20 protein-coding genes are annotated in these 22,836 nt (G+C 46.1%); 8 read left to right on the forward strand and 12 right to left on the reverse strand.

The window, feature by feature from the left end; translation table 11 throughout:
* Nucleotide 1 precedes the first annotated feature (1 nt).
* From OGX99_RS00530 to OGX99_RS00565, 8 genes are read right to left on the reverse strand one after another with little or no spacing between them, the layout of a single operon-like run.
* Entirely contained in the window at nt 2-1,213 is a 1,212-nt protein-coding gene (locus OGX99_RS00530; RefSeq protein WP_286542290.1) for a glycosyltransferase family 4 protein, read from the reverse strand.
* A 14-nt stretch (nt 1,214-1,227) separates the two neighbouring features.
* Entirely contained in the window at nt 1,228-2,217 is a 990-nt protein-coding gene (locus OGX99_RS00535) for a glycosyltransferase family 2 protein (RefSeq protein ID WP_151218153.1), read from the reverse strand.
* A gap of 4 nt (nt 2,218-2,221) precedes the next feature.
* Nucleotides 2,222-3,592 (reverse strand): capsular biosynthesis protein, encoded by a 1,371-nt coding sequence (locus OGX99_RS00540; RefSeq protein WP_286542292.1) that lies wholly within the window; start codon nt 3,590-3,592, stop codon nt 2,222-2,224.
* Entirely contained in the window at nt 3,589-4,800 is a 1,212-nt protein-coding gene (locus OGX99_RS00545) for a lipopolysaccharide biosynthesis protein (RefSeq protein WP_151224225.1), read from the reverse strand. Before OGX99_RS00545 ends, OGX99_RS00540 begins: the two co-directional genes overlap by 4 nt.
* Nucleotides 4,797-6,926, reverse strand: a complete 2,130-nt coding sequence (locus OGX99_RS00550) for a GumC family protein (protein WP_187253081.1) — start codon at nt 6,924-6,926, stop codon at nt 4,797-4,799. The genes OGX99_RS00545 and OGX99_RS00550 overlap by 4 nt, the downstream gene beginning before the upstream one ends.
* A 2-nt stretch (nt 6,927-6,928) precedes the next feature.
* On the reverse strand, nt 6,929-7,486 hold the full coding sequence (locus OGX99_RS00555; protein ID WP_151218156.1) for a polysaccharide biosynthesis/export family protein: 558 nt from the start codon (nt 7,484-7,486) through the stop codon (nt 6,929-6,931).
* 1 nt (nt 7,487) lies between these two features.
* On the reverse strand, nt 7,488-8,774 hold the full coding sequence (locus OGX99_RS00560) for an outer membrane beta-barrel protein (RefSeq protein WP_151218157.1): 1,287 nt from the start codon (nt 8,772-8,774) through the stop codon (nt 7,488-7,490).
* Nucleotides 8,764-10,179 carry an undecaprenyl-phosphate glucose phosphotransferase gene (locus OGX99_RS00565; protein ID WP_151218158.1) on the reverse strand — a complete coding sequence of 472 codons (1,416 nt, stop codon included), beginning with the start codon at nt 10,177-10,179 and terminating at the stop codon, nt 8,764-8,766. Before OGX99_RS00565 ends, OGX99_RS00560 begins: the two co-directional genes overlap by 11 nt.
* A 1,012-nt stretch (nt 10,180-11,191) precedes the next feature.
* On the opposite strand from OGX99_RS00565, the gene OGX99_RS00570 reads away from it, so the two are divergent.
* Entirely contained in the window at nt 11,192-11,398 is a 207-nt protein-coding gene (locus OGX99_RS00570) for a fimbria/pilus periplasmic chaperone (protein ID WP_279574292.1), read from the forward strand.
* A 73-nt stretch (nt 11,399-11,471) separates the two neighbouring features.
* On the opposite strand, the gene OGX99_RS00575 is transcribed toward OGX99_RS00570, so the two are convergent.
* Nucleotides 11,472-12,914 (reverse strand): sensor histidine kinase, encoded by a 1,443-nt coding sequence (locus OGX99_RS00575; protein WP_187253082.1) that lies wholly within the window; start codon nt 12,912-12,914, stop codon nt 11,472-11,474.
* Nucleotides 12,901-13,575 carry a transcriptional regulator TctD gene (gene tctD, locus OGX99_RS00580; protein ID WP_003826032.1) on the reverse strand — a complete coding sequence of 225 codons (675 nt, stop codon included), beginning with the start codon at nt 13,573-13,575 and terminating at the stop codon, nt 12,901-12,903. The genes OGX99_RS00575 and tctD overlap by 14 nt, the downstream gene beginning before the upstream one ends.
* A 152-nt stretch (nt 13,576-13,727) precedes the next feature.
* Between tctD and OGX99_RS00585 the strand changes: the two genes are divergently transcribed.
* Genes OGX99_RS00585 through OGX99_RS00595 form a run of 3 tightly spaced genes read left to right on the forward strand, consistent with a single transcriptional unit; the run spans nt 13,728 to nt 16,679 of the window.
* Nucleotides 13,728-14,705: a Bug family tripartite tricarboxylate transporter substrate binding protein gene (locus OGX99_RS00585; RefSeq protein WP_151218159.1), complete on the forward strand. Its 978-nt coding sequence runs from the start codon at nt 13,728-13,730 to the stop codon at nt 14,703-14,705.
* A gap of 14 nt (nt 14,706-14,719) precedes the next feature.
* On the forward strand, nt 14,720-15,154 hold the full coding sequence (locus OGX99_RS00590; RefSeq protein WP_087050849.1) for a tripartite tricarboxylate transporter TctB family protein: 435 nt from the start codon (nt 14,720-14,722) through the stop codon (nt 15,152-15,154).
* A 10-nt stretch (nt 15,155-15,164) separates the two neighbouring features.
* The gene (locus tag OGX99_RS00595) at nt 15,165-16,679 is read left to right on the forward strand and encodes a tripartite tricarboxylate transporter permease (RefSeq protein WP_151224227.1); all 1,515 of its coding nucleotides are present in this window, start codon (nt 15,165-15,167) and stop codon (nt 16,677-16,679) included.
* A 56-nt stretch (nt 16,680-16,735) separates the two neighbouring features.
* Here OGX99_RS00595 and OGX99_RS00600 read toward each other — a convergent pair whose 3' ends face one another.
* Nucleotides 16,736-18,106 carry a sensor domain-containing diguanylate cyclase gene (locus OGX99_RS00600; RefSeq protein ID WP_052755115.1) on the reverse strand — a complete coding sequence of 457 codons (1,371 nt, stop codon included), beginning with the start codon at nt 18,104-18,106 and terminating at the stop codon, nt 16,736-16,738.
* An 820-nt stretch (nt 18,107-18,926) separates the two neighbouring features.
* Between OGX99_RS00600 and OGX99_RS00605 the strand changes: the two genes are divergently transcribed.
* Nucleotides 18,927-19,154, forward strand: a complete 228-nt coding sequence (locus tag OGX99_RS00605; protein ID WP_229235785.1) for a PapB/FocB family fimbrial expression transcriptional regulator — start codon at nt 18,927-18,929, stop codon at nt 19,152-19,154.
* A 19-nt stretch (nt 19,155-19,173) separates the two neighbouring features.
* On the forward strand, nt 19,174-19,749 hold the full coding sequence (locus OGX99_RS00610) for a hypothetical protein (protein ID WP_071891779.1): 576 nt from the start codon (nt 19,174-19,176) through the stop codon (nt 19,747-19,749).
* A 124-nt stretch (nt 19,750-19,873) separates the two neighbouring features.
* On the opposite strand, the gene OGX99_RS00615 is transcribed toward OGX99_RS00610, so the two are convergent.
* Nucleotides 19,874-20,548: a hypothetical protein gene (locus tag OGX99_RS00615; RefSeq protein ID WP_151218161.1), complete on the reverse strand. Its 675-nt coding sequence runs from the start codon at nt 20,546-20,548 to the stop codon at nt 19,874-19,876.
* A gap of 654 nt (nt 20,549-21,202) precedes the next feature.
* On the opposite strand from OGX99_RS00615, the gene OGX99_RS00620 reads away from it, so the two are divergent.
* Both OGX99_RS00620 and glaH read left to right on the forward strand, forming a co-directional pair.
* A complete protein-coding gene (locus tag OGX99_RS00620; protein WP_044713312.1) occupies nt 21,203-21,547 on the forward strand; it encodes a PapB/FocB family fimbrial expression transcriptional regulator in 345 nt (114 codons plus the stop codon).
* A gap of 306 nt (nt 21,548-21,853) precedes the next feature.
* Nucleotides 21,854-22,831: a glutarate dioxygenase GlaH gene (gene glaH / locus OGX99_RS00625; RefSeq protein ID WP_151218162.1), complete on the forward strand. Its 978-nt coding sequence runs from the start codon at nt 21,854-21,856 to the stop codon at nt 22,829-22,831.
* Nucleotides 22,832-22,836: the final 5 nt, after the last annotated feature.

The raw sequence follows: 22,836 nt of genomic DNA on the forward strand, positions 1-22,836 counted from the left end.
GCTATGGCCTGCTCAGCAATTCTTTATACAGCGCCTGTAGGGTATCCATATGTTTACTCAACGCATATTTCTCACTCAACCGCGCACGACCCTGCAGCCCCATAGTCCGCGCCTTTTCTGGCGAGTCGGCCAGGGCGTCCATCCCATTTGCCAACTCCTGCGCATTGCCAGGTTCAAATAAAATCCCTTCAATACCGTCACGAATTTGTTCCGGGATGCCGCCGATGCGCGACCCGATCACCGGCTTGCCCAAGGACATCGCCTCTAATATCGCCATCGAACAGTTTTCATAGCATTCAGAAGGAAGGATCACCGCCTGCGCATGCTTGATAAGCTTGTCGAGAGCCTCCCCTTGTTGCACATAACCTAAAAACTCAACATCCGGGTATTGGGCAACCAATTCGTCGTGCAACGGGCCGTGGCCCACAATTTTCAGCGGCGCTTTATTCTGCATTTTCTGATGCGCCGCCAACAACGTTGCCACTCCCTTTTCACGGCTCAGGCGACCGAAGTACAGCATATAGCCCTCATCGCTTATCTCACCCAAGGGACGGCTATCATCAACGCCATTAACGATGACATCAATGCGAGAGTTCGGCAGCTTACGTAGCAATACGCCGCGTAAAAAGACGCTTGGCGAAACGATCACATCCAGCGCCTGGTAATTTTGCGCAATATACTGCCAGGTCGCCTCTAAAGAGAGCAGTATGCTTTTTGAGGCGGAACCTTCCTGACAACGATACCTGAAGGCATTGAAAACCGTCCCGGTAATACAAGAATCACACACTTTGCCATCGCGCAGCATCGAATAGGCGGGACAGACGATCTTGTAGTCATGCGCGGTCAGTACCGTTTTGCAGCCAAAATTGCGCGCTACTTTAATCAATGCCGGCGTTAACTGATGGTAAATATTATGAAAGTGAACAATATCCGGACGCTCTTTTTGTAATAACGCCAGCATCTTTTTGCAGGCCTGGGAATTATGAATAAAGTTAACCGCCGTTTTGAGCCCGCCCAGCAGATTACTTTCTTTGTGATAATCCACATTGTTGACGAAATAATCCGCATAGTCCGAAGGGAAATTGTTCTCATGCTGCATAGAGAAATCAATAACCTGCACTCCGGCCTGTTTCAGCATATCGCGCTCTTGAAAATAAACCGTTTCCGCGCCGCCTTTAATGAAAAAAAACTTATTCACTAATAAAACTTTCATTGCGCCAGCCTTGGTTATTCATGAATGATTTTACTGTCAGGCGGAGTCAACGGATCGCGTATCGGTTTAGTCAACCCCTTAACAAGCCCCGCAGAAAGCACGGCCAGATTCATTACGCTCTGTAATCCGTTCAATAACGATCGGTTCTGCACGGTTTTCAAGACAACAAAGACAAGCAACGGAAGAAATGCAATATCGAAAAGCTCGAGATTGAAGGTCACTGCCGCAATGAACAAGGCAATCAGGTAAACAGCAAAAATCGCCTCGTTCTTAACCATTTTTAACGCTTTACTGAAATAAGGTTTTCCCCAGGCACAGCGTAGAAGCTCGCCAGGAGCCTGATAGTATCCGCTTGTCCAGCGGTGCTTCAGCAACTGAAAGGTCGGCATGGTATGCGAAGTATGAATAAAATACGGAATATTCAGACGACGCAATTTATAACCCGCATCAAGTAAACGCAGACCCAGTTCGGCTTCTTCATAAGCATGCAAATTACGGTTGGTAAGATAACCAATTTTCTCTATCGCCGAGCGGCGATATAATCCGCCACCGCCTAAATGGTCGCTATCCCCCAGGGGATAAATCTTATTTATTCGCTGCTTACGCGATTTAAACTCATAGTTAACGGCATCGTCCATTTCAACGGTTCCCGCGACGCCTGCATATTCCGGCTCAGCCTGCAAGAACGCGACGGCCTGATCCACAAAGCCCTCTTCCAACTCCATGTCGCCATCCATCAGCAACAGATATTCCCCTTCACTATAAAGATAACCCAACTGATGCCCGACGCCGCAGCAACGATCGTTTGGGTTAGTTAATGACACTACGGTCGCCCCTTTATCGATCGCAAGCTGTTGGGTGTTATCCGTTGAAAGACTGTCGGCCACAATAATTTTGTGTGGATAATCAACAAGCTGCTTACGGATACTGTCAATCGTTTTCTCAATACATTCAGATTCATTGAGCGTTTTAATACTCACTGAAATAAACGGTTTATAGTCCATACAATTACCCTACGCAGCGAAGGACGGTTCGACGAATCACCAAACTCGATCCTAGTGATAAATAGAACAGGAATTGTAACATCGGTATAATCATCAGTATCTGACTGTAAGGTAAGCTGATTAAGCAACTGATAGCAAAAGCGTTAAACGCTGGTGCAAAACTCAGCAACTGGAGATCCTGCTGGTCCAGCTGTGCAAGTGTCAGTAATGGCTTTGGCTGACAAACTTTCAGGATATAAATGAACAAGCTAATGAAAAGCAACGTGCCGATAACGCCGACCTCCCACAGCAGCATACTCAGGGAAGTCGAGTCGAGGATTAAGTTATAGATAATATTCAAAAAGCCCGGCGATACCGTACTACCGCTGTTAGTGGCATTGAGTCCGTAGCCAAATAACGTTCCTGTAAGTCCCCACAAATCGTTATTTTTCAACCAGAACAGGAAGGTCGTAAAACGCCCTAACTCCCCGGTAGGCATAATGTAGTTCGGATCAAAGATATAGCTTAAGGAGTCAATAAAAATGCTCAACGCGCTTTTCGACGGATCGCCGCCAAACGCGGAAGAATAATAGTACGCAAGGATCACTATCGACAGACTAACGAGCAGCAGCATTCCTGCGACAATAATCAGCAATGTCTTTAGATTAACCTTACTCACGTCTTTGACATAGCTCGGGGAGATCCACACCCACGCGAGGAATATTGGTGAAAGTAGTATAACGAACTTCACTTCACCCATAATGCATAACCCGATCCCAAGAACGATATGCAAGGCCATGGATTTAAACGTGGTCAGCCCGTGCTTATACTCAGAAACTTTTAACAACATAATCAACAGGCAAAACAGGCCCATTGCGGCAGTATTACCGCCCCCCATGGGATCTCCGCCGAACGTACCAACCACGGAATCCCATTTCTCATCTTCTCCACGCACCGCGACGCGCTGGGGAACGACCAGTAAAACCTGATAAATCATTACCGGGATCTGCGCGTAAAACACCCAGTACAGAAAGCGTGTAACACGATAAATCTGCGATTCCCGACAAAATCCCAGCAGCAAGCAGATCATCACCAACGACAATCCGATTTCGTTTTTGAATGCCACAATCGCAACGGTAATTCCGCCCTGAATCAGCGTTGATGTTCCGGCCAAAATAAGAAACGAGAAGTACAGCGCCAGCACAATCGTTTCCTGCGCGTCCAGTTGCAGGGAGCCATCGCGCGTCTGCATCACCAACAATCCCACCATCAACAGGGTCAGGAAAAAGGGGATCCACAGCACCGACTGCAAGCCGGTAAAGTATTGCACCAGACCACACAGAATCAGCGTGACAAAAGTATAAACCTGTAAATAGTATCCGGTATTCAGTGTCATAGTATCACCGGCTTGTCTTTCAGAAGATTGGCTCGCTTATTCATTTTCAGATAAATGAAGGCGTAGCGAATAAATGTCAGGGAAGAAAACAGAATGACCGACGTGGCGTAGTCTTTATAAAAATAAGGGACGACGACAAAAGCGAATAACACAATCGCCAGCTGTTCCAGTTGGATGCGCAGAAAGTAGCGGTGAGAGCCAAAAATAAGCTCGATCACCGTTAGGGGGCTTATCGCCAGCGCTGGGAATAAATAGGGCAACATGTAGCGTGAAGTCTCAATGGAGTTAATCCAGTCTTCGCTGAAGCCCAGCCGCATTACTATCGGATAGAAAATAAACACCCCGAGGGTACAGATAACCCCCAGTAACAACAACAGCATCCGTACCCTGGTATATTCCTGATAATTAAAGGTGTTATTTCTGAAGTCGATAGACCACTTGGAAAAAATAGTATTGCGCACCGCGTTTCCGATGATCACCACCGGCGCAAGACAGAAGCGGCTAACCACGGAAAAATAACCCGCCGTCAGCGCGGAGAACCAAAAGTTAATCAGCATAATCGGCAAATTGCTGCTGGCCATCGCCAACACCTCCGCGCTGCCGACTTTGGTAATGTGATGAATATTCTGTTTGAAAAAATGCCAATTACTGGTAGGCCGCAAATGTTGAATTGCTACCGAACGAACGTCAAACGAATGCAAAATGCAGCTGACGGTCAGTGCCATTGTCGCGCACGCCCATGCCCAATAAAACAGCTGCACATGGTGCGTCACCAGTACCGAAAGGAATACCACTACCGAGACAGAAATGCGTTGGAAAATCAGAAAACGAAAGTTAGCCGTGCGTAGAGACAGGTTCTCTGAGATTAAAACCCACGCCGTTGCCAGCGTCAGCAAATAGAGAAACAGGATATTCTGGTGAAACAACCATGCGGTCACTACGGCGTACGGTAAGGCAATAATCGTGCTTTGGATCAGACAGAACACGACGTTCTGCACCAGTTCTTCTTCCTGTTGTTTCGGAATTAACAGCTGTGATGCAAAGGTACATACCTGAGCGCCCACCACGGCGATACTGTAGTTGAGCGCATACAGCCCCACCTCCGCCATATCATACTTGTGTGAAATCAACCAGATAGACAGCGCACCAATCAATTGCGAAATGACTGATGAACCGGCTATCGTGGAAGCGCTCTTCAGTAGACTCATACGCGGCCTGGCGTGGTCATCAGTTGATCGGTACTAAAGTTGAGTGAACGTAAACCTTCTTGCGTCTCAAGATCTTTTTCTTCAACCGCATTGAGTACCGCGCCAATAACCGCGCCGTTATTTTCCTCCAACTTATCCAGCGCGTTGGCGATTTGCCCGGCGGACCCCGCCCCAGCTTTCACGACGAAAATCACCCCATCAACGGCGCGTTTAATCAGTTGAACATCCTGACTCTGATTCACAGCTGCGACATCAATAATGATGCGCTGATAGTGCGATTTCAGCTCGCGCATTAAGGGCTCAACGTGACCCGACGACAGCATCAGTAAAGAAGAGATTGCGCTCTTGCCGTGCGGAATAAAATCGAGATTATCACTGAGCGTAATCCGCGCCTGTTTAAGCTCAGTCTCCCCGCGCAACAGTTCCGCCAGACCTGCGGATGTTGCCGACGCCAGTTCAGAAGAGAGCCCATCAGTATTAAAGAAATCCGCATCAATAAGCAGAGTTTTCTGATCGAAACTAAAGGAGTTCGCCAACAAACTCGCCAGCAGAGAACGTCCTTCACCGTGCTCCGTTGACGCCACGATGAGCGTCTGTAATGACCGGTTATCGAGCATAATCCGGGTACGGATACCGTGCACAATATCGGCATTCAGCGGGTTCTTCAGGATCATGTCACGCACCTGCGCGCGCCCAGAGATCCCACTAAAACGACGGATTTCACCAAGCGGTACAACGTTCAGGCGTTTTCTCATACGACTCAACGTACCGATTGAGTTATCCATCGCCGCTTTGACAATGAAATACATGATGCTGAACACCACCACCAGCATGACCACCATCACCAACAGCAGTGATTTATTCGGCTTCGCCGGTTTCAATGCTGGAACAGCCGGATCGTATAACACCGCATCAGCATTCACGCCGGAGAGCGACAGCTCCTGAGTACGCTGATAAAGCGATTTGTACAGATCTTCCATTTTATCTAACGCCAGTTTTTGGCTGTTCCAGGCATCCCGTTTTGACGCCATTTTCTGGAAGATCGCTTTCTGCTCAGCCAATTGTTGCTGGTAGTTCTTTTCATCCGCAAGCGCCGCCAGATATTGCTGGCGTAAACCCACTTTCAGTTCACCCAACACCCGTCCCGTTTGGCTTTGGATCGACTGCACATCAGCTTCTGCTTTTAAAATGGCCGGGTTTTTTGGCCCATAGACTTTGCGCAATTCAGACAACGTACGCTGCGCCTGAATTAACGCAATGCGTAAATCCTGAATCTGGGCGTGGTTAGAGACCGAAGGTAGCGAGATAACACTCTCAGCGGACTTCCCTCCCCCGTTCACCTCGTTATAGACAGATTCCGCGGCAACACGACGCTGAGTCGCATCGGCCAGGCGATTGGTCACGATACTTAACTGCTCCGTTTCAAAACCATCAATACCGCGAAAGGTCAGCAGCCCGGCATTTTTCAGATAACTCTCCATATCTTCTTTTTGCTTCGCTATCGACTTCTGAATTTCTTCCATTTTTTCATAATTCAGTTTGCGGGCTTGCTCCACTTTCAGACGCTTTTGCTCCACCGTATAGTTGATGAAAGCCTGCGCGACACCGTTGGCGATGTGCGCCGCAACCTGAGGCGAAGTCGATTCATAGGTAATCGAGGCCAGGTTCGTTGTACGAATACCAATGACATTCAGGTTTTTCGACAACGTTTTCAGCGCCTGCTCTATTCTCAGTTGCCGACTTTCACTGCTATCCGCCCCTTGAGCATCGGTTTTTTCCCCGATAAATTCTGGGTTCTCATCCAGCTTCATATCGCGGACGGCTTGCTCGAGCACAATCCGTGAATGCATCAACGCGTATTGCGTTTCATAGTAACCACTGCGCGTTGAATCGAAACCATCAACCTGTGGAAACGGAGAAACGTTATCGGCCTGCGCCTTAATCAGCACCGTTGCCGTTGACACATACTTTGAGGACATCATGCTGATTAACGGATAAGCAACGACCCCGGCAACGATACCGGCCAGCGCGATTTTCCAGGCGTTCTTTTTCAACTCTTTAGCAAAGCGGGAGAATTCGACAGTGCTTTCTCGTTTTTTGCCGTTTTCCACTATAGATAGTTTCATCGTTAGAAGAACCCCATGCCAATAATCACGACATCCCCAGGATGAACAGAGTGCGTTAAATCGACATTCTCAAGCAGCTGATTGCTACCCGACAGGCGAATGTTGATATCTTGACGGTCTGCACGGTCTGTAAACCCCCCCGCCTGCGCAATAGACTTCTCGACGGTAAGACCTGGCTCATAGGCGTATCCATTCGGACTTTTCACCTCGCCAGAAACATAGTATTTACGGAACTCGGCAATACTCACTGTCACCATCGGAGTGGTAAAATAATCACCAGTCAGACGCTGAGTTAATTCTTTAGTCACCTGATCGACGGTTTTATCGTTTAATTTAAGAGCACCCACGAATGGGAAATTAATCTCGCCACTCTTATCCAAAATAAACCGCATCGTCATATCGGGTTGGCCATGAACAGCGATATTGACAGTATCCCCCGCGCCAAGCCGGTAATCCTGCTGAACAGCAGCAGGATCGTCCATTAATCTCGGGCTGGACGTTGTGCATCCGACCATCAGGATACTGAATAGCAAAACCGCGCACAGTTCTATTATTTTCATTTTAGATCTGAACCTTAGCTTTAAGCATAATCATAGAATTATCATAACCCAACGTTCTAATGACTTCCTGATTGTCGTTGGGACCGATATAAAACGAGTCAGTATCCTTATTCGAATTCAATGTATCTATTTGATATTTAATCTCAAAATTAACCGACGGCGTGTAGTCATAGCTCATGGTTACGCTAAATACTCCATCTTTATCATGTCGATCCTTATTCTGTTTTTTATAATCTTCCGAGGTAAATGAGTAATCCAGTAAGGTAGAAAAACGGTTGCCTAACCAGAAATGCTGGTAAGAAAGACCATACTGGGTCACTAAAATATATCCCCCAACTTCCGATGGGTCTTTAATGCTTTGCGCCGAGTGGACGGTGAAAACAGACTGTTGTAACGGTTTCCACTCTCCTTTTATGTCCCAGTTTAGACCATTAAAATCCTGCGAGTTGGCACTGTTTTCAAATGTCTTGTACAACCATGAAATATTCATGTCGACATTGGTTTTCCCCGTCAACTGCGATTTCAGGCCATACAGTAAATAATACTCATTTGTGTCTTTTTCTGAGTTGTTATCATAGTGACGTTGGTTAGTAATAAAGCTATAGCGAAAGCGCGTCCTGGATGTGTACTGGTCAAAAATTTCTGCCACCAGGCTATTTTCGTGCCATTCCTGTTCCTGAATATAATTGTAGAAATCGTCACTGCTGTCCCGTACATCAGACGTGTTGCCGAAAGTGAGTTTTTTATACAACAACGCCAGTTCAGCTTTCCCACGCCCATCAGGTGCGCCGTAACTGTAACGCAATTCACTGTTGATAAAATTCGTCGTCAGTGGAGATGTAATCCCATACTGCTCGAATTGGCCCGGGAGAAAACCCTCGGTAATACCGCGACCACGGGATTCATGCCCAAGCGTATCTTCCAGATTGAGGGTTAGACCATGCTTGAGCCCGTACCGCCAGGCACCGTTAAAACGAAAAAAATGATCGTTATAGTTATCAGCGGAATCACTGGAGTAGTTACGATAATCTCCGGAGTACATCAGTAAATACTTATCCTGACCGCGCTCTCCGATCATACTCAGAACAGGCGCTGCGCTCTGAAACGAGGAGCCGATAGCATCGCTGCTATGTGGCTGATAAGAAACGTTATCATTATAACCATAATCCACAGCGACCTTGCCCTGGAAGTCGATTCCCGCAAAGCCAATGTGTGATTTCGGGGTTAAATCAGCCCATGCGGGCTGCGATATCACGATTCCGGTAATCACTATCAATTTAGTATGCATTCTTACCGACAAATCCTTTGAAAATAGTTTTAATGATGATTTTGATATCCAGCCATAACGACCAGTTTTGAATGTACTCAATATCGTACTGAACCCGTTTTTCCATCTTATAAAGCGCATCGATTTCCCCGCGGAAACCGTTGATCTGTGCAAGCCCAGTGATCCCAGGCTTCACTTTATGGCGGATCATGTAATTTTCGACCTGTTTGCGGTACTGCTCATTATGCGTAACCGCATGGGGTCTGGGGCCGACAATCGACATACTTCCCTGCAATACGTTAATAAATTGCGGGAGTTCATCAAGCGAGGTACGGCGCAAGAAACTCCCGAATTTCGTTACACGTGGATCGTTTTTTGTCGCCTGAATAACCGTATCGGCGTTCTCCATCACACGCATCGAGCGAAACTTCCAGACCTTAATTTTTTGCCCACTCAGGCCATACCTATCTTGCTTGAAAAATACCGGCCCGCGGGAAGTGAGTTTAATACCAATGGCTATTGCCAACATCAGTGAAGAAATCATCACCATAATGATGCTGCCCAGCACCAGATCTTCCGCTCGCTTAATAAACGACCCCGCCCCTTCAAACGGCGAACTAAAGATACCGATAGTTTGCAGATTGTGGATGGAGCGCAACTTGGACATGTTGTTACTGTAGGTATAGAAATCCGGGACAATATAGGTATCGACGGTGGTGTCTGACATCATCGCCAGGAAATGACGAATACGGTGCAAGGCCACCATCGGTAAAGCGATATAGATTTCGTCGATATTGCCCTGCCTGGCTTCCTCGACCAGATTAATCACCGGGCCACGAAAGGGGCTTTTGACTTTATCAACGATATCTCCACAACGGGATAAGGCGCGCTCATCATAAAATGACAAATCTAATGTGATGTTGGCGTATTCGTTCATTAACGCGTTTTCTGCGGCCAGACCATTGTCAGTCAGACCAATAATCGCTACGCGCATACTCTTTTTCGTTGAATATTTAAAAATGAAAAAGCGAATGTAATAAAGAAAAGGTAATGGAATGAAGTACCAGTAAATAATCGCTGAATAAAAAGGCGCAGGCAGTCGGTCTAAGGCTCCGAGCGATTCAGGTTCAGCCACGGCGACAGTGACCAGCTCGTTACAAAAAATGGCCAGAAGCGTACAAACAACCAACCGTTTTTGGTTTCGCAGACCGATTGTTTTAATCTTTTGCTGATACATTTTGATGTATTCAGCAAATAGCAAATAAAAAACTGAGAACAGAATGCTCAGGATGGCAATAGTGTTAAAGGGCTCCACTCCCAGCAGATGGGCGCTAAAGATTAACGTCGCATTGATAACAATGAAATCGACCAGTTTTAGAAAGACTGGATATCCCTGGCTGCTAATCTTTAGCGAGTTTTTAAGCATAGCTCAGCCTATTATTTATTGATCTTTAATCATTTTTTTCCATTTAATGTTGCTAATTATATCACAAGTCTAAAAAACGCAATGGCACACTGTCAGTAAATGTAAAAAACAATGTAATACAATGTGATGAGTTTCGCACCACACAAACTTAACATATTGATTAAATTAAGCATTTATTGACGTTTATTTTTGATTGTATCATATAAAAATATGGCTAATTGCAACATAATTGCCATTGACAGATCACAACCCATAAGCTATGAGCAGATAGAATCAAGTGATGCCACCTGACAACAGGTTAACCTTACAAGCAGTAACACTTCTTCCAACCCTGACAGTGTTACGCCCTGCAGCAAAAGCCCCGGTGAACGACAGAGATAATCAATAATTATATTAATAATATTCGTTATAAAAAGAACATAGCAATACATTCACAGCATAATAATTAGCAACGTTATCATTACCCATACTAAAAATATGTATTACATATCACTAATGTCAACATTCTGCGTGCAAACACCTTTAACACCAGAATTTTCAGCACTCATCAACACGTTTATGAAAATAAACAAAAGAGAATAAATGACAACATTAAAAACTTGTTAAGAATAGAGCAAGCTACTCCAATAAATTTTTACACACCTTTGTTAAGGCATATATACAAAAGCCTCATAAAGCCACTTAATTATTTCAAAAAATTTAGTTTACTTACTTATCGCAAATAAATAGCATCCGCAGCGGATGACTTGCTGAGCGATTTACGCACGTTAATCGTTTCATTTCAAATGAAGTCCTACATCATTTTTTGACGTTGATGTACTCCAGCTGAATTTGTGCCTCTGACAAGTAATCTTCTGGGTAAATAATAAATTTAACGGAGTTATGATGAAAAAAACTTTACTCATCAGCAGTATGCTGGTCGCTTTGCTTGCCGCGAATACTGGCGCAGCAGCGAATAACGGACGTTGATGCTATGGATGGCACTGTTCCCTGAGTCTGGAAAGTACACCTGATGAATAAAGTATCCTTTTATCTGTTGCTGTGCGTCGTTAGCACCACACACAGCGCAATTAACTTGAGGCAAATTCGCATTATTTATAATGAGAATGATAAAGTGGCGATGTTTGACGTCAACAATAATACATACAAGCCAAATATGGTACAGACGTGGCTGGATAAGGGTAATCCCGTTGAGACGCCAGCTAACTTGCAATGTTAATTACGCCACCAATTCTGAAACTCGACGGCCATAAGTCAGCCGTATTACGGGCTAGTCAATACGACGATGACCTTTAAATAACGGGCGCAGGGCGCCCCTGCTCTTCTCGCTCCAGACATAAAAAACGCATCCGCACGCTTAACCCACCTAGTGCTTCACTCCGTGATAGCTTCGGGTGCGTGCGGTGCAGACGAGCAATGTCATTGACCAGCGCCAGACCGATTCCTGCCCCAGGAACATTGCCGACGTTATCCAGGCGATGAAACGGGAGCAGCGCCTGATGCACCATTTGTTCATCAATGCCTGGCCCGCTATCTTCAACCACCAATACCACTGCTTCTCCCTCTCGCCGCAGTCGGGCAGTCACTACGCCATGCGGCGGCGTGTATTTCAGTGCGTTATCCAGCAGATTTCCGCACAGTTCCCCGAGCAGGACTTCATCGCCCTCAACCCACACCGCGTCCTGTTCCCCTTCATAGCCCAGATCGATCCCTTTACTGCGCGCCTGCGCCAGTCGCGTGAAACAGCTGGTTTGCACTACCTCATACAAATTAACCGGTGAAAAGTGCCTTTCTCCTTGCTCTTTACGCTTCACCGCCGACAGCTGTAACAGCCTTTCAGTCAGTTGAATGGTGTTATCCAGCGTGGTACTCATAGCCTGTAAACTCTCATACCACTGCTGCGGTTGCTGACTGGCCAGAGCCACCGCCGCCTGAGTTTTCAGCACTGCCAGCGGCGTTTTAAGCTGATGGGAAGCATCCGCACTGAAGCGCTCCTGGCGAGAGATCAGGCCGCGAAGTCGGTCCAGATAGCGGTTGAATGCCACGATCAACAGGCGGGTTTCCGACCACGGCAACAGCTCCGGCAGCGGCGTCAGCAGCCCCGGCTCACGACGCACCATCAGCGAAGACAGCTGGCGCATCGGGCGTAATACCCGGCGCAGCAGCCAGCCAACCAGCACCAGCGTGAGCAGCACCAGCAGCCCTTGCGAAACCCACGATGAAAACAACAGCTGCCGCGCCAGATAACGTCGCGATTGCAGCGTTTCGGCGACATAAATCTCAGCCATGCCGACAATACCGCCCTCATTGACGGGCTGCAGCAGGCGCGCTACGCGAATGGCCTCGCCACGATATTCAGTGTGATAAAACCACGCCAGCGCCGGATAAAGCCGCGTGCGCGAAGTTGCTGGTGGCATCGCAGGTAAATCGTCATAACCAGAGATAACCTTCCCCGCTGGATCGACCACCTTGTAATACAATCTGTCGTTCATATTCAGTTCAAAGCTGTCCAGTACCACCCACGGCACATTCACTTCCAACTGTTTATTGCGTACTACCAGCCGCTCGGAGACAGTTCTGGCAGACGAGAGCAACGTCCGGTCATACGCCTGCGTCGCCGCCTGTAGCGCGCTGACATAGCTATTAAATGCCGACAGCCCCCACAACAACAGGAGCGGCAGGCCCAGAAACATCAGCAGTTGCAGATACAACGATTGGGGTTTAACCCACTTCATCGCTGCGCTCCAGCACATAGCCCAAGCCGCGTAGCGTGGCAATACGCACATCGCTTCCCTGTAGCTTTTTACGCAGACGATGGATGTACAGCTCAATGCTTTCAGGGCTGACCTCATCGCTTAGACTGAAGACCTGTTCAAATAACTGCTGACGCGAAACCGGTCGCAATCGACGATACATCAGCACCGTAAGCAATGCCTGTTCGCGCGGGGTGAGTGCCAGCGGTTGCCCCTGCAAGAGAAAATAGCCTTCATCGTGAAACGCCAGTTCCCCTAATTGCTGTATACCTTGTACCTGCCCCGCACTGCGCCGTAGCAGGGCCCGCAGCCGGGCATCCAGTTCCTCGATTTCAAACGGCTTTGCCAGATAATCATCGGCCCCAACGTTCAATCCTTTCACCCGATCGGCCACCGCGCTGCGCGCCGTCAGCAGCAGAACGGGAAGCGTCTGCCCGCGTTTGCGCAGGCGCTGAACGACTTCAAGGCCATCCAACCCCGGCATATTGATGTCCAGCACCGCCAACGCGTACGTTTCACTATGTAAAAGGTGATCGGCCGCCAGGCCATCAAAAACGCAGTCGACGGCAAAACCGTTTTGCACCAGCGCTTTCTCCAGCCAGTGAGCTAACTCACGATTATCCTCCGCTAATAAGAGACGCATATCACATCCTGTAAAGTTTCTGCCGCATTGAAAGGGAATTGAAAGGTTAATGTTTTAACAATCATGCAACCGAACTGCTACACATCGGCTCACATAATCACAAAAATAATCTTCCGTACCTGAAATCCGGTCATCCGGCGTGAGGATAAATAATGAAAAAACAATTACTTCGTACCCTTACTGCAAGCATGTTATTGATGAGTACCTCTGTTCTGGCGGAACAAGCGCCATCGCGCACGGAATGTATCGCCCCTGCTAAACCCGGCGGTGGTTTTGATCTCACCTGTAAGTTGATTCAGGTGAGCATGATGGAAACCGGCGCTATCGAAAAACCGATGCGCGTAACCTACATGCCCGGCGGCGTGGGAGCTGTGGCATATAACGCTATCGTCGCGCAACGTCCTGCTGAAGCGGGTACCGTCGTTGCCTTCTCCGGCGGCTCGCTGCTGAACCTGTCACAAGGCAAGTTTGGTCGCTACGGCGTGGATGATGTCCGCTGGTTGGCAAGCGTAGGCACTGACTACGGCATGATTGCCGTACGCCAGGACTCACCGTGGAAAACGCTGAAAGACCTGCTGACGGCGATGGAGAAAGATCCCAACAGCGTGGTGATTGGCGCGGGAGCTTCTATTGGTAGTCAGGACTGGATGAAGTCGGCGCTACTGGCGCAAAAAGCAAACGTCGATCCGCACAAAATGCGCTACGTCGCCTTTGAAGGCGGCGGCGAACCGGTTACCGCGCTGATGGGGAATCACGTTCAGGTAGTTTCCGGCGATCTCAGTGAGATGGTGCCGTATCTCAACGGCGACAAAATCCGCGTGCTCGCGGTGTTCTCCGATCAACGTCTGCCGGGCCAGTTAGCCAACGTACCCACCGCCAAAGAGCAAGGCTATGACCTCGTGTGGCCAATCATCCGTGGTTTCTACGTTGGGCCAAAAGTCAGCGACGCCGAGTATCAGTGGTGGGTCGATGCCTTTAACAAACTCCAGCAAACCGATGAGTTTAAAAAGCAGCGCGATCTCCGTGGCCTGTTCGAGTTCAACATGAGCGGGAAGCAGCTCGACGAGTACGTGAAGAAGCAGGTCACGGATTATCGTGAGCAGGCGAAAGCCTTCGGTCTGGCGAAATAAGCACAGAGGCAAAGATGATGAGCGATCGTATTTTTGCAGGTATCTGGCTGTTGCTCTGTATAGCCGGGCTGTTCGTGGCCTGGCAAATCACCAGCGAATATAGCTATGAGCCAGTTGGGCCGCGTCCCTTTCCGCTTGGCATTATCAGTCTGATGCTGGTCTGTGCCGTGGCGCTGCTGTTGCGCCATCCCGACACTATCAGTTGGCCCCGCCGTCATGTGCTGCAAAAGCTGCTGACGATGGTAATTGTGCTGTTGATGTACGCCTGGGGTTTCGAATGGCTCGGTTTTCCCATCGCCACCGCCATTCTCACCGTAGTGATTGGCATGCTGTTCGGCGCAACCATTCCGGCTGCGGGTATTTCGGGCGCGGTGCTCGGCATTCTGCTGTGGTATGCCTTTGACCGCCTGCTTGACGTCACCTTACCTCTCGGCGCCTGGCTGGGTTAACGGAGAAACGATGGATACCTGGATTTATCTTTCACAAGGTTTCGCAGTGGCCATGACGCCGGAAAACCTGGTCATCGCCCTGATTGGCTGTTTTGTCGGTACCATTGTCGGGCTGTTGCCTGGACTGGGGCCAATCAACGGTGTGGCGATCCTCCTGCCTCTGGCCTTCGCTTTGCACCTGCCTGCTGAGTCTGCGCTGATCCTGCTGGCGACAGTCTATATCGGCTGTGAATACGGCGGGCGAATCTCGTCGATTTTGCTGAACGTGCCCGGCGATGCGGCGGCGATTATGACCGCGCTGGATGGTTACCCGATGGCGCAGCAAGGCCGCGGTGGTGTGGCGCTTTCTATCTCTGCGGTCAGCTCTTTCTTTGGTTCGCTCATCGCTATCGGCGGCATCATTCTGTTTGCCCCGGCATTAGCCCAGTGGTCGCTGGCCTTCGGTCCGGCTGAATACTTTGCCTTAATGGTTTTCGCCATTGCATGCCTCGGCAGCATGATGGCGCAAAATCCGCTGAAATCATTTCTGGCAGCGCTCATCGGTCTGGGACTCGCGACCGTCGGCGTAGACGCCAATACCGGGGTTTATCGCTTTACCTTTGACAGTGTCCATCTTTCCGACGGTGTGCAGTTTATCGTGGTGGTGATTGGGCTGTTCTCTGTCTCAGAAATATTGTTAATGCTGGAACATACCAGCAGTGGCCAGACGCTGGTGCGTAAAACGGGTCGCATGCTATTTAACGCTAAAGAAGGCGCGCAGTGCGCTGGCGCAACCTTGCGCTCGTCGGTGATTGGCTTTTTCGTCGGGGTCCTGCCCGGCGCAGGCGCGACCATTGCGAGTGCTATCACCTACATGACGGAGAAAAAACTCAGCGGCAACAGCGACAGCTTCGGTAAAGGTGATATACGCGGAGTGGCGGCCCCCGAAGCAGCAAACAACGCCTCGGCCTGCGGCTCGTTCATTCCGATGCTGACGCTCGGCGTGCCGGGTTCCGGCACCACGGCGGTAATGATGGGCGCGCTAACGCTTTACAACATCACACCGGGGCCGGCCATGTTTACCGAGCAGCCGGATATCGTCTGGGGGCTGATTGCAGCGCTGCTGATTGCCAACGTGATGCTGCTGGTGATGAACATCCCGCTGATCGGTTTGTTTACCCGTATGCTGACCATCCCGCTGTGGTTTTTAGTACCGGCTATTGCAGCGGTTTCAGCCGTGGGCGTGTATGCCGTCCACAGCACCACCTTCGATCTGGTGCTGATGGTTGCCTTAGGCGTGCTGGGCTACATATTGCGTAAAATGCACTTCCCGATGTCGCCGTTAATTTTAGGCTTCGTTCTCGGGGAAATGTTGGAGCAGAACCTGCGCCGGGCGCTGTCCATCAGTAACGGGAGTTTGGATATTCTGTGGGCCAGCGGCGTGGCAAAAGTGCTGTTGGTAATGGCGGTAGTAGTTATTGTGGTCCCGCCGGTGCTGCGCCTGATCCGTAAACGTAACAGTAAACCGCAGGTAGATGCAGGTTAGTCAATATTGCCGGCCAACTACGCGATGGCGTTGTTGGCCGGCTAACATACTGCTGGTTATGGCTGTACGCACGGACACGTTAGCTCGTGGGGACCGCAGTAATACATCACTTTATTTCTGCCTGCATTTTTTGCGGCGTAAAGTGCAGCATCAGCATAGGAAACGACTTTATCACCCGATTCATCTTTCGGAGAACTAAAATAAACCCCGATGCTTATGGTCATCTGTTCTTTAATACCAAATACATTTGGCGGTAACGTGAGTTTTTCTACATTTTGTCGAATCCGCTCAGCCACCACCATAGCCTCCTGTTTATCATTGCATTTTAATAAAATGCCAAACTCCTCTCCCCCCACCCGAGCAAATACATCGGAGTCACGAATCGATTTATTAATGATATAAACGATGGAGACGATCACCTTATCTCCCTCCTGATGTCCATAAGTGTCGTTAATCCTCTTAAATTTATCAATATCAAGCATCAACACACAAACATTTCCACGTAGCATGGCAGAGTTAAGTGTTTTATAGAACAGCTTACGATTATAAATTTTGGTTAGTGCATCTCTCATAGAGGATTCCGTTTCTCTTTTTAGTAGCAGGAAAGTATTAAACATTAAAATTGAGATTACGCATAATGCGCTTATTATTTCAAGTCCGCGACTGACGTACCAGATATACATACTGTACTCATCAAGAGTGATAAGTAATAAATTGGTTAATATCGCCGAGCAGCACATCAGAGCGATACTGACCCACAACGCATTGTTCAATCGGGTTTTCAACGTAAGGTAGACTAAAGCTATGGCCCAACCTGCAATTAACGAATAAATGTATCTTAATTCCCAATGCAACGTCACCAGATCGTCTTTTAAACAGGTGATATCTATCACGACATCGGGATTATAACTTGATAAATTATGAGCAAGAATACCTATTGCGACCACAACGATGACCGTTATCATCTCCAGTATCGGCTTCTTTTGTTTATCCTCAATGACAATCGTATCGTTTCTATACGCTTTAATGCCGATACACAGCGTAATGATAAAACTCAATTGCCGAAAGTAGTAAAAGATAGCAATGTCATTGCTTCTCTGTTCGATTGAAACACTATCATTAATCAGCGCCTGCACAATATAGATCGTTTCAATAAAATAGATATCACAGCTAATAAATGCTATACCCAGAATAAAGATATAGGATAACTCTTTTCGACATAGATATTGAAACAGCATAAACAAAAACATTATTGTATAGAGAAACAACAGTCCCACAATGACGATTAAGTATGTTGTTTGCGGGACGTTTTTTACACTTATTTTAAATTGCGAAAGACATAACCCCACGCCCAAATACAAGACGATCAATATAACATAAAAACCAATAATCCACCCATTACTAAATCTATACGTTTTTTTGTTCATACTTATCCAGGTGATGAATATTTCTGGCATTTTTATATTATTTATCTTTCCTTTGCAAATAAAGTTTATTAGTCATAATACAACTGTATGTTTTCTAAGAAAATTAAATTACTCATCAGCCAGATGTATAAAATTTATTATTGACATAAAATTCACTATTTTGTGTCGATATTGTTACCACACACAAAAAAAATTATAATTTTCATAATAGCAAGTAATCCTCCTAAAAAAAATTAACGTAGGTGCCTTAGAGATTTTTAAAAAGTTATACTCGTATGGCTTACACATCCAGTTACCAGAAGTACTTATGCTTTCATCACACAAAATAGTTAATTTGCACCAGTCGGTTGTCTGGCAATGCATTGCACATTTCTTATGTTAGATCGATGCACATTTTAGTCCACATGGTAATTATTAGATTTTTATTCAAATTATATTATTTTTAATAAATTTAACATTTAATAAACATCAATTTTCTATTATATTGATTAAACCTTTATCATTATTTAATAAATACCAGGAGCATTATCGCCAAATTCATCAAAACACATAATGTTATAATTAACAAAAAAACATCTTCACAATTGATTTTATTGGATTTTTTGTAACTCCTGAATTAAATCAACCCGCAAAAATGCCAAATATAAAACTGTGAGCTATTTACTAAATCAATGTTAAAGCTATTATTAAAGAAGAGTTCATCAATGAACCATTCAAGCCAATAGTTATCATTTTGCGCCATGAGGAAGAAATGAACATTAAGGATGGCTTTGCAGAACATTACTCTTCTATTCCAGCGCCAGGGACCCTAACACCAGGAATGGTAGATAAAACCCATTTCCATTTGCTTATTGATATATCCAGTATATATAGTGAAAAGATTATATACGCACTCGAACTTCATTTAGTTAATGGATTAAAACGAAATGAAGCTTGTCTTATCAGCGGCATCTCACAGAGTTGTCTGTCAATTAAACTCAGGCAATTGCAACGCATTAGTCGCTCCGTCGTACAGATGTACCCTTGGTATTGTGCAAATATTAATTAACTTACCTAATTCATATAAAATGAGTAATAATATTAAGATCGTGTGCGTATCGGCTAATAGCTATCTGAAGTTAGCCATCCAGAACCTGGTGGATTTCACATGGATAAATGAATCAGACCTTTCGCCTGCGTTTTGCTATCCATCAGCAAGCATCGGCATCATGTTGCTAGTAACCACGGGTAGTACCCTTAAACAACGTATCAAAATGCTCGATATGACGCGTAAGATTTCCAACAACTACGGCTGGAAAGGCATTGTGTTATATGATCAAAAAAATGCGAATGAAAGACGTTTTGTCGATATGACCGGACTGAGGGCCTATGACATCAGAACGCCGATTGCGGATTTAAAAGATTCCATTGAAAGAAGTACTTATCTTCGCTCCCGTCATCCTCACTGTGCTAACGGCATATTGGGGCTTACAAAATATCAATGGGAAGCATTATGGCTCTCATTTATAGGTGTTGAGATAAAAGAGATTGCAGAAAAGACTGGACGTACACCACCAACATTGTATGCGCACAGGAAAGCAGGTCTAAACTATTTAAAATTGAATCATCTTCATGAATTCAAAAATGTCATAGCTAGCTTTTAATGTAGATACTTGAGAAAATCATTCTACTCCGTTTTAAGTTCCTCTCCTCTATACGTTAATGAATATTTTAACGCCCCTTATCGATGCAAATCATCAGGGGCGTAATTACGTTAAGTGGAGCAGTTTACTTAATATTAAACTGACAATTTATACATTTATTTTCTTCTTGACGGTTATGGTAGCTTAACATCACCAATAACAAAGAAAAAATAAGTCCTACAAGCGCTGACAATAAAAGAACCATAGTAGTATTGTATCGAGCCACCACTACCGGCTCTGATATAATAACAATATCGCCCTTATCCAAATAACGTTTCGTTGCCACTGCGATTAGATAGGCACGCGATAGGGTCTCTGTTGATTTATTATCAGCGTGCCGCGCATTTAACTCCTGCAATACGTTGTCGACATCATCTGCATACCATGCATTGAGTGCGGCGTTAAGAGAGAGCAGTGAGTTCTCAATTTCATTTGCTTCATTCCTGGAAACCAAGGCTTTCAGATTCAGGGTATTACTTTTTTTATTTTCATTGACACTAAAGCGACTATCAACTCTGGACACCAATAATGTTTTGAATATTTCATTACGGCATTCAACATCATCGTTGCATGAAGTGTAAAAAAATGGTGAGTAAACTTTCGGTGTAATATCAAGTGTTAACGTCACCTTATCGTTATTGATGTAACAAAACACGCCACCTATTACAATACAGAAAAACACGATAAATGATATTAGTAGATATTTATTAAAGGCATACTTTATAAAATCTAATAAATCAATTTCTTCATTAGAGCTCATTTTTTCACCCCACATTTACAAAGTGACAATCCAGGAAAGCAAGCATGCGATAAAAACTGTGCTTACAGCCAGAGCACTAATGAATATCTTTGCTGATAAAGTATACTTCATTTAATCATCCATCTATCCCAGCCATATTTAACTTTGTATTATGATAGTAAAATAAGACCAAGTGTAAACATGGAAAAAAAGTGGCTATTTTTTTTGTTATTCAACCTAACAAATACACAGTAAATTGTTAATAAAATAGTTAACGAATTGTGATATAAAAATGCACGTATCGTTATTACAAATAAAAGTTATATAAATTTAATAAAATATATCGCTAAACAAAGAATAATCCATAACTCAAGTTAAAATGTAACAATATGTTTCATCAACCAAAGGAAAATAATCACCACCGCAAAATTTCATAAAAACACTTGAAAACCTACTCTATACATCGCCGTCCAGGATCGATAAACACTTAATCATTCGCTCATGCTTCACAATAATGAACTCGTTATATATATCATTTTTTATATAAATTTATATAAAATTAGATTATTGATTTTTACGGATTTTAGATTAAATTAGAGTTATTACAAATTATTAAATTTTATATTTTTCTATGGCAAAAAATGAACTTTTGAAACCAAAGCCATGGATCCTTTTATGTCACAGCGCCATCCTTCTCAGTCACACTGCCGTCCACGTAGCTATCGTTCTTTGTCAAATGGAAGCCTCAGCGAAGAACATTTCAATGTTTTAATTAAAATCGCTCGCATCAACAGCAGGAATAATATTGCAGCACTAAAAGATTTCCTGGTCGTCGGGAAGAAACGCAAAGATGCCTGCAACGCGAATAAAACTTCATTAAGTTACTTCTCAGTTAAACTGCGTCAGTTACAGAGTATTAGCGACGATATTATTACCATCTACCCTTTCTACGCCGAGTATTCACAGTCGTATTCGGTCTCTGCCAATAGCGCAACTGAGCAATCAAAGCAGTCGCCATAAATCTGAAGAAGAAAAAGACTAATTGGCCACGTGGAACACGTGGCACCACTCAAAAAATTCATTAATAACCAAAAAGTTAGATAGACAAAAAATCTGCTGGTATGACGCCTGATAGCTCGCCTTCCCGCCTCACCCCGTGATATCCACACCGTTTGCAATGTTAAATAATTGTTGCTTTTGATCACAAATAATAAACAAAGAAGCTCATTCTGTGCGCGTTTTTCAAAAATGTAGATATTTTTAATTTATGGCTACGAAATGAGCTGCGCCATATCTCCCTGACAATCTACTGAGAGGAACGATTTGATGAACGCACTGACTGCCGTAAAACCTAACGCAGAAGATCCAGCCCAGCACTACAGCGGTTTCACGTTGAAACCATCAGCCCAGTCCCCACGCCTGCTCGAGCTGACTTTTTCCGCTGAGACCACTGAGCAATTTCTGCAAGCCGTGGCGCAGTGGCCGGTACAGGCACTGGAATACAAATCCTTCCTGCGATTCAAAGTCGGCAAAATCCTTGATGACCTTTGCGGCAATCAGTTGCAACCTCTGCTGCTGAAAACGTTGCTCGATCGTGCCGAAGGCGCACTGCTGATCAATGCCGTTGGCGTGGATGATGTGGCGCAGGCAGAAGAGATGGTCAAGCTGGCGACGGCGGTTGCGCATCTTATTGGACGCTCCAATTTTGATGCGATGAGTGGGCAATACTATGCACGTTTTGTAGTGAAAAATGTCGATAACTCAGACAGCTATCTGCGTCAGCCGCACCGTGTTATGGAGCTACATAACGACGGAACCTACCTCGAAGAGGTAACAGACTATGTACTGATGATGAAGATTGACGAGCAGAACATGACCGGCGGTAACTCGCTGCTGCTGCACCTCGACGACTGGGAACATCTGGAGCAGTACTTTACCCATCCGCTGGCACGCCGCCCCATGCGCTTTGCCGCACCGCCAAGCAAAAACGTGAGCCAGGAAGTGTTCCATCCGGTGTTTGACGTTGACCAGCAGGGTCGTCCGGTAATGCGTTACATCGACCAGTTCGTCCAGCCAAAAGACTATGAAGAAGGCGTCTGGCTGAGCGACCTGTCCGACGCGCTGGAAACCAGCAAAAGCATTATTTCCGTACCGGTTTCAGTCGGTAAATTCCTGCTGATCAACAACCTGTTCTGGCTACACGGTCGCGATCGTTTCACCTCGCATCCTGACCTGCGCCGCGAACTGATGCGCCAGCGTGGTTATTTCGCTTACGCGACCAACCACTACCAGACCCATCAGTAAGCGCG

The organism is Citrobacter sp. Cu096, assembly GCF_030332285.1.
Classification (GTDB): Bacteria; Pseudomonadota; Gammaproteobacteria; order Enterobacterales; family Enterobacteriaceae; genus Citrobacter; species Citrobacter meridianamericanus.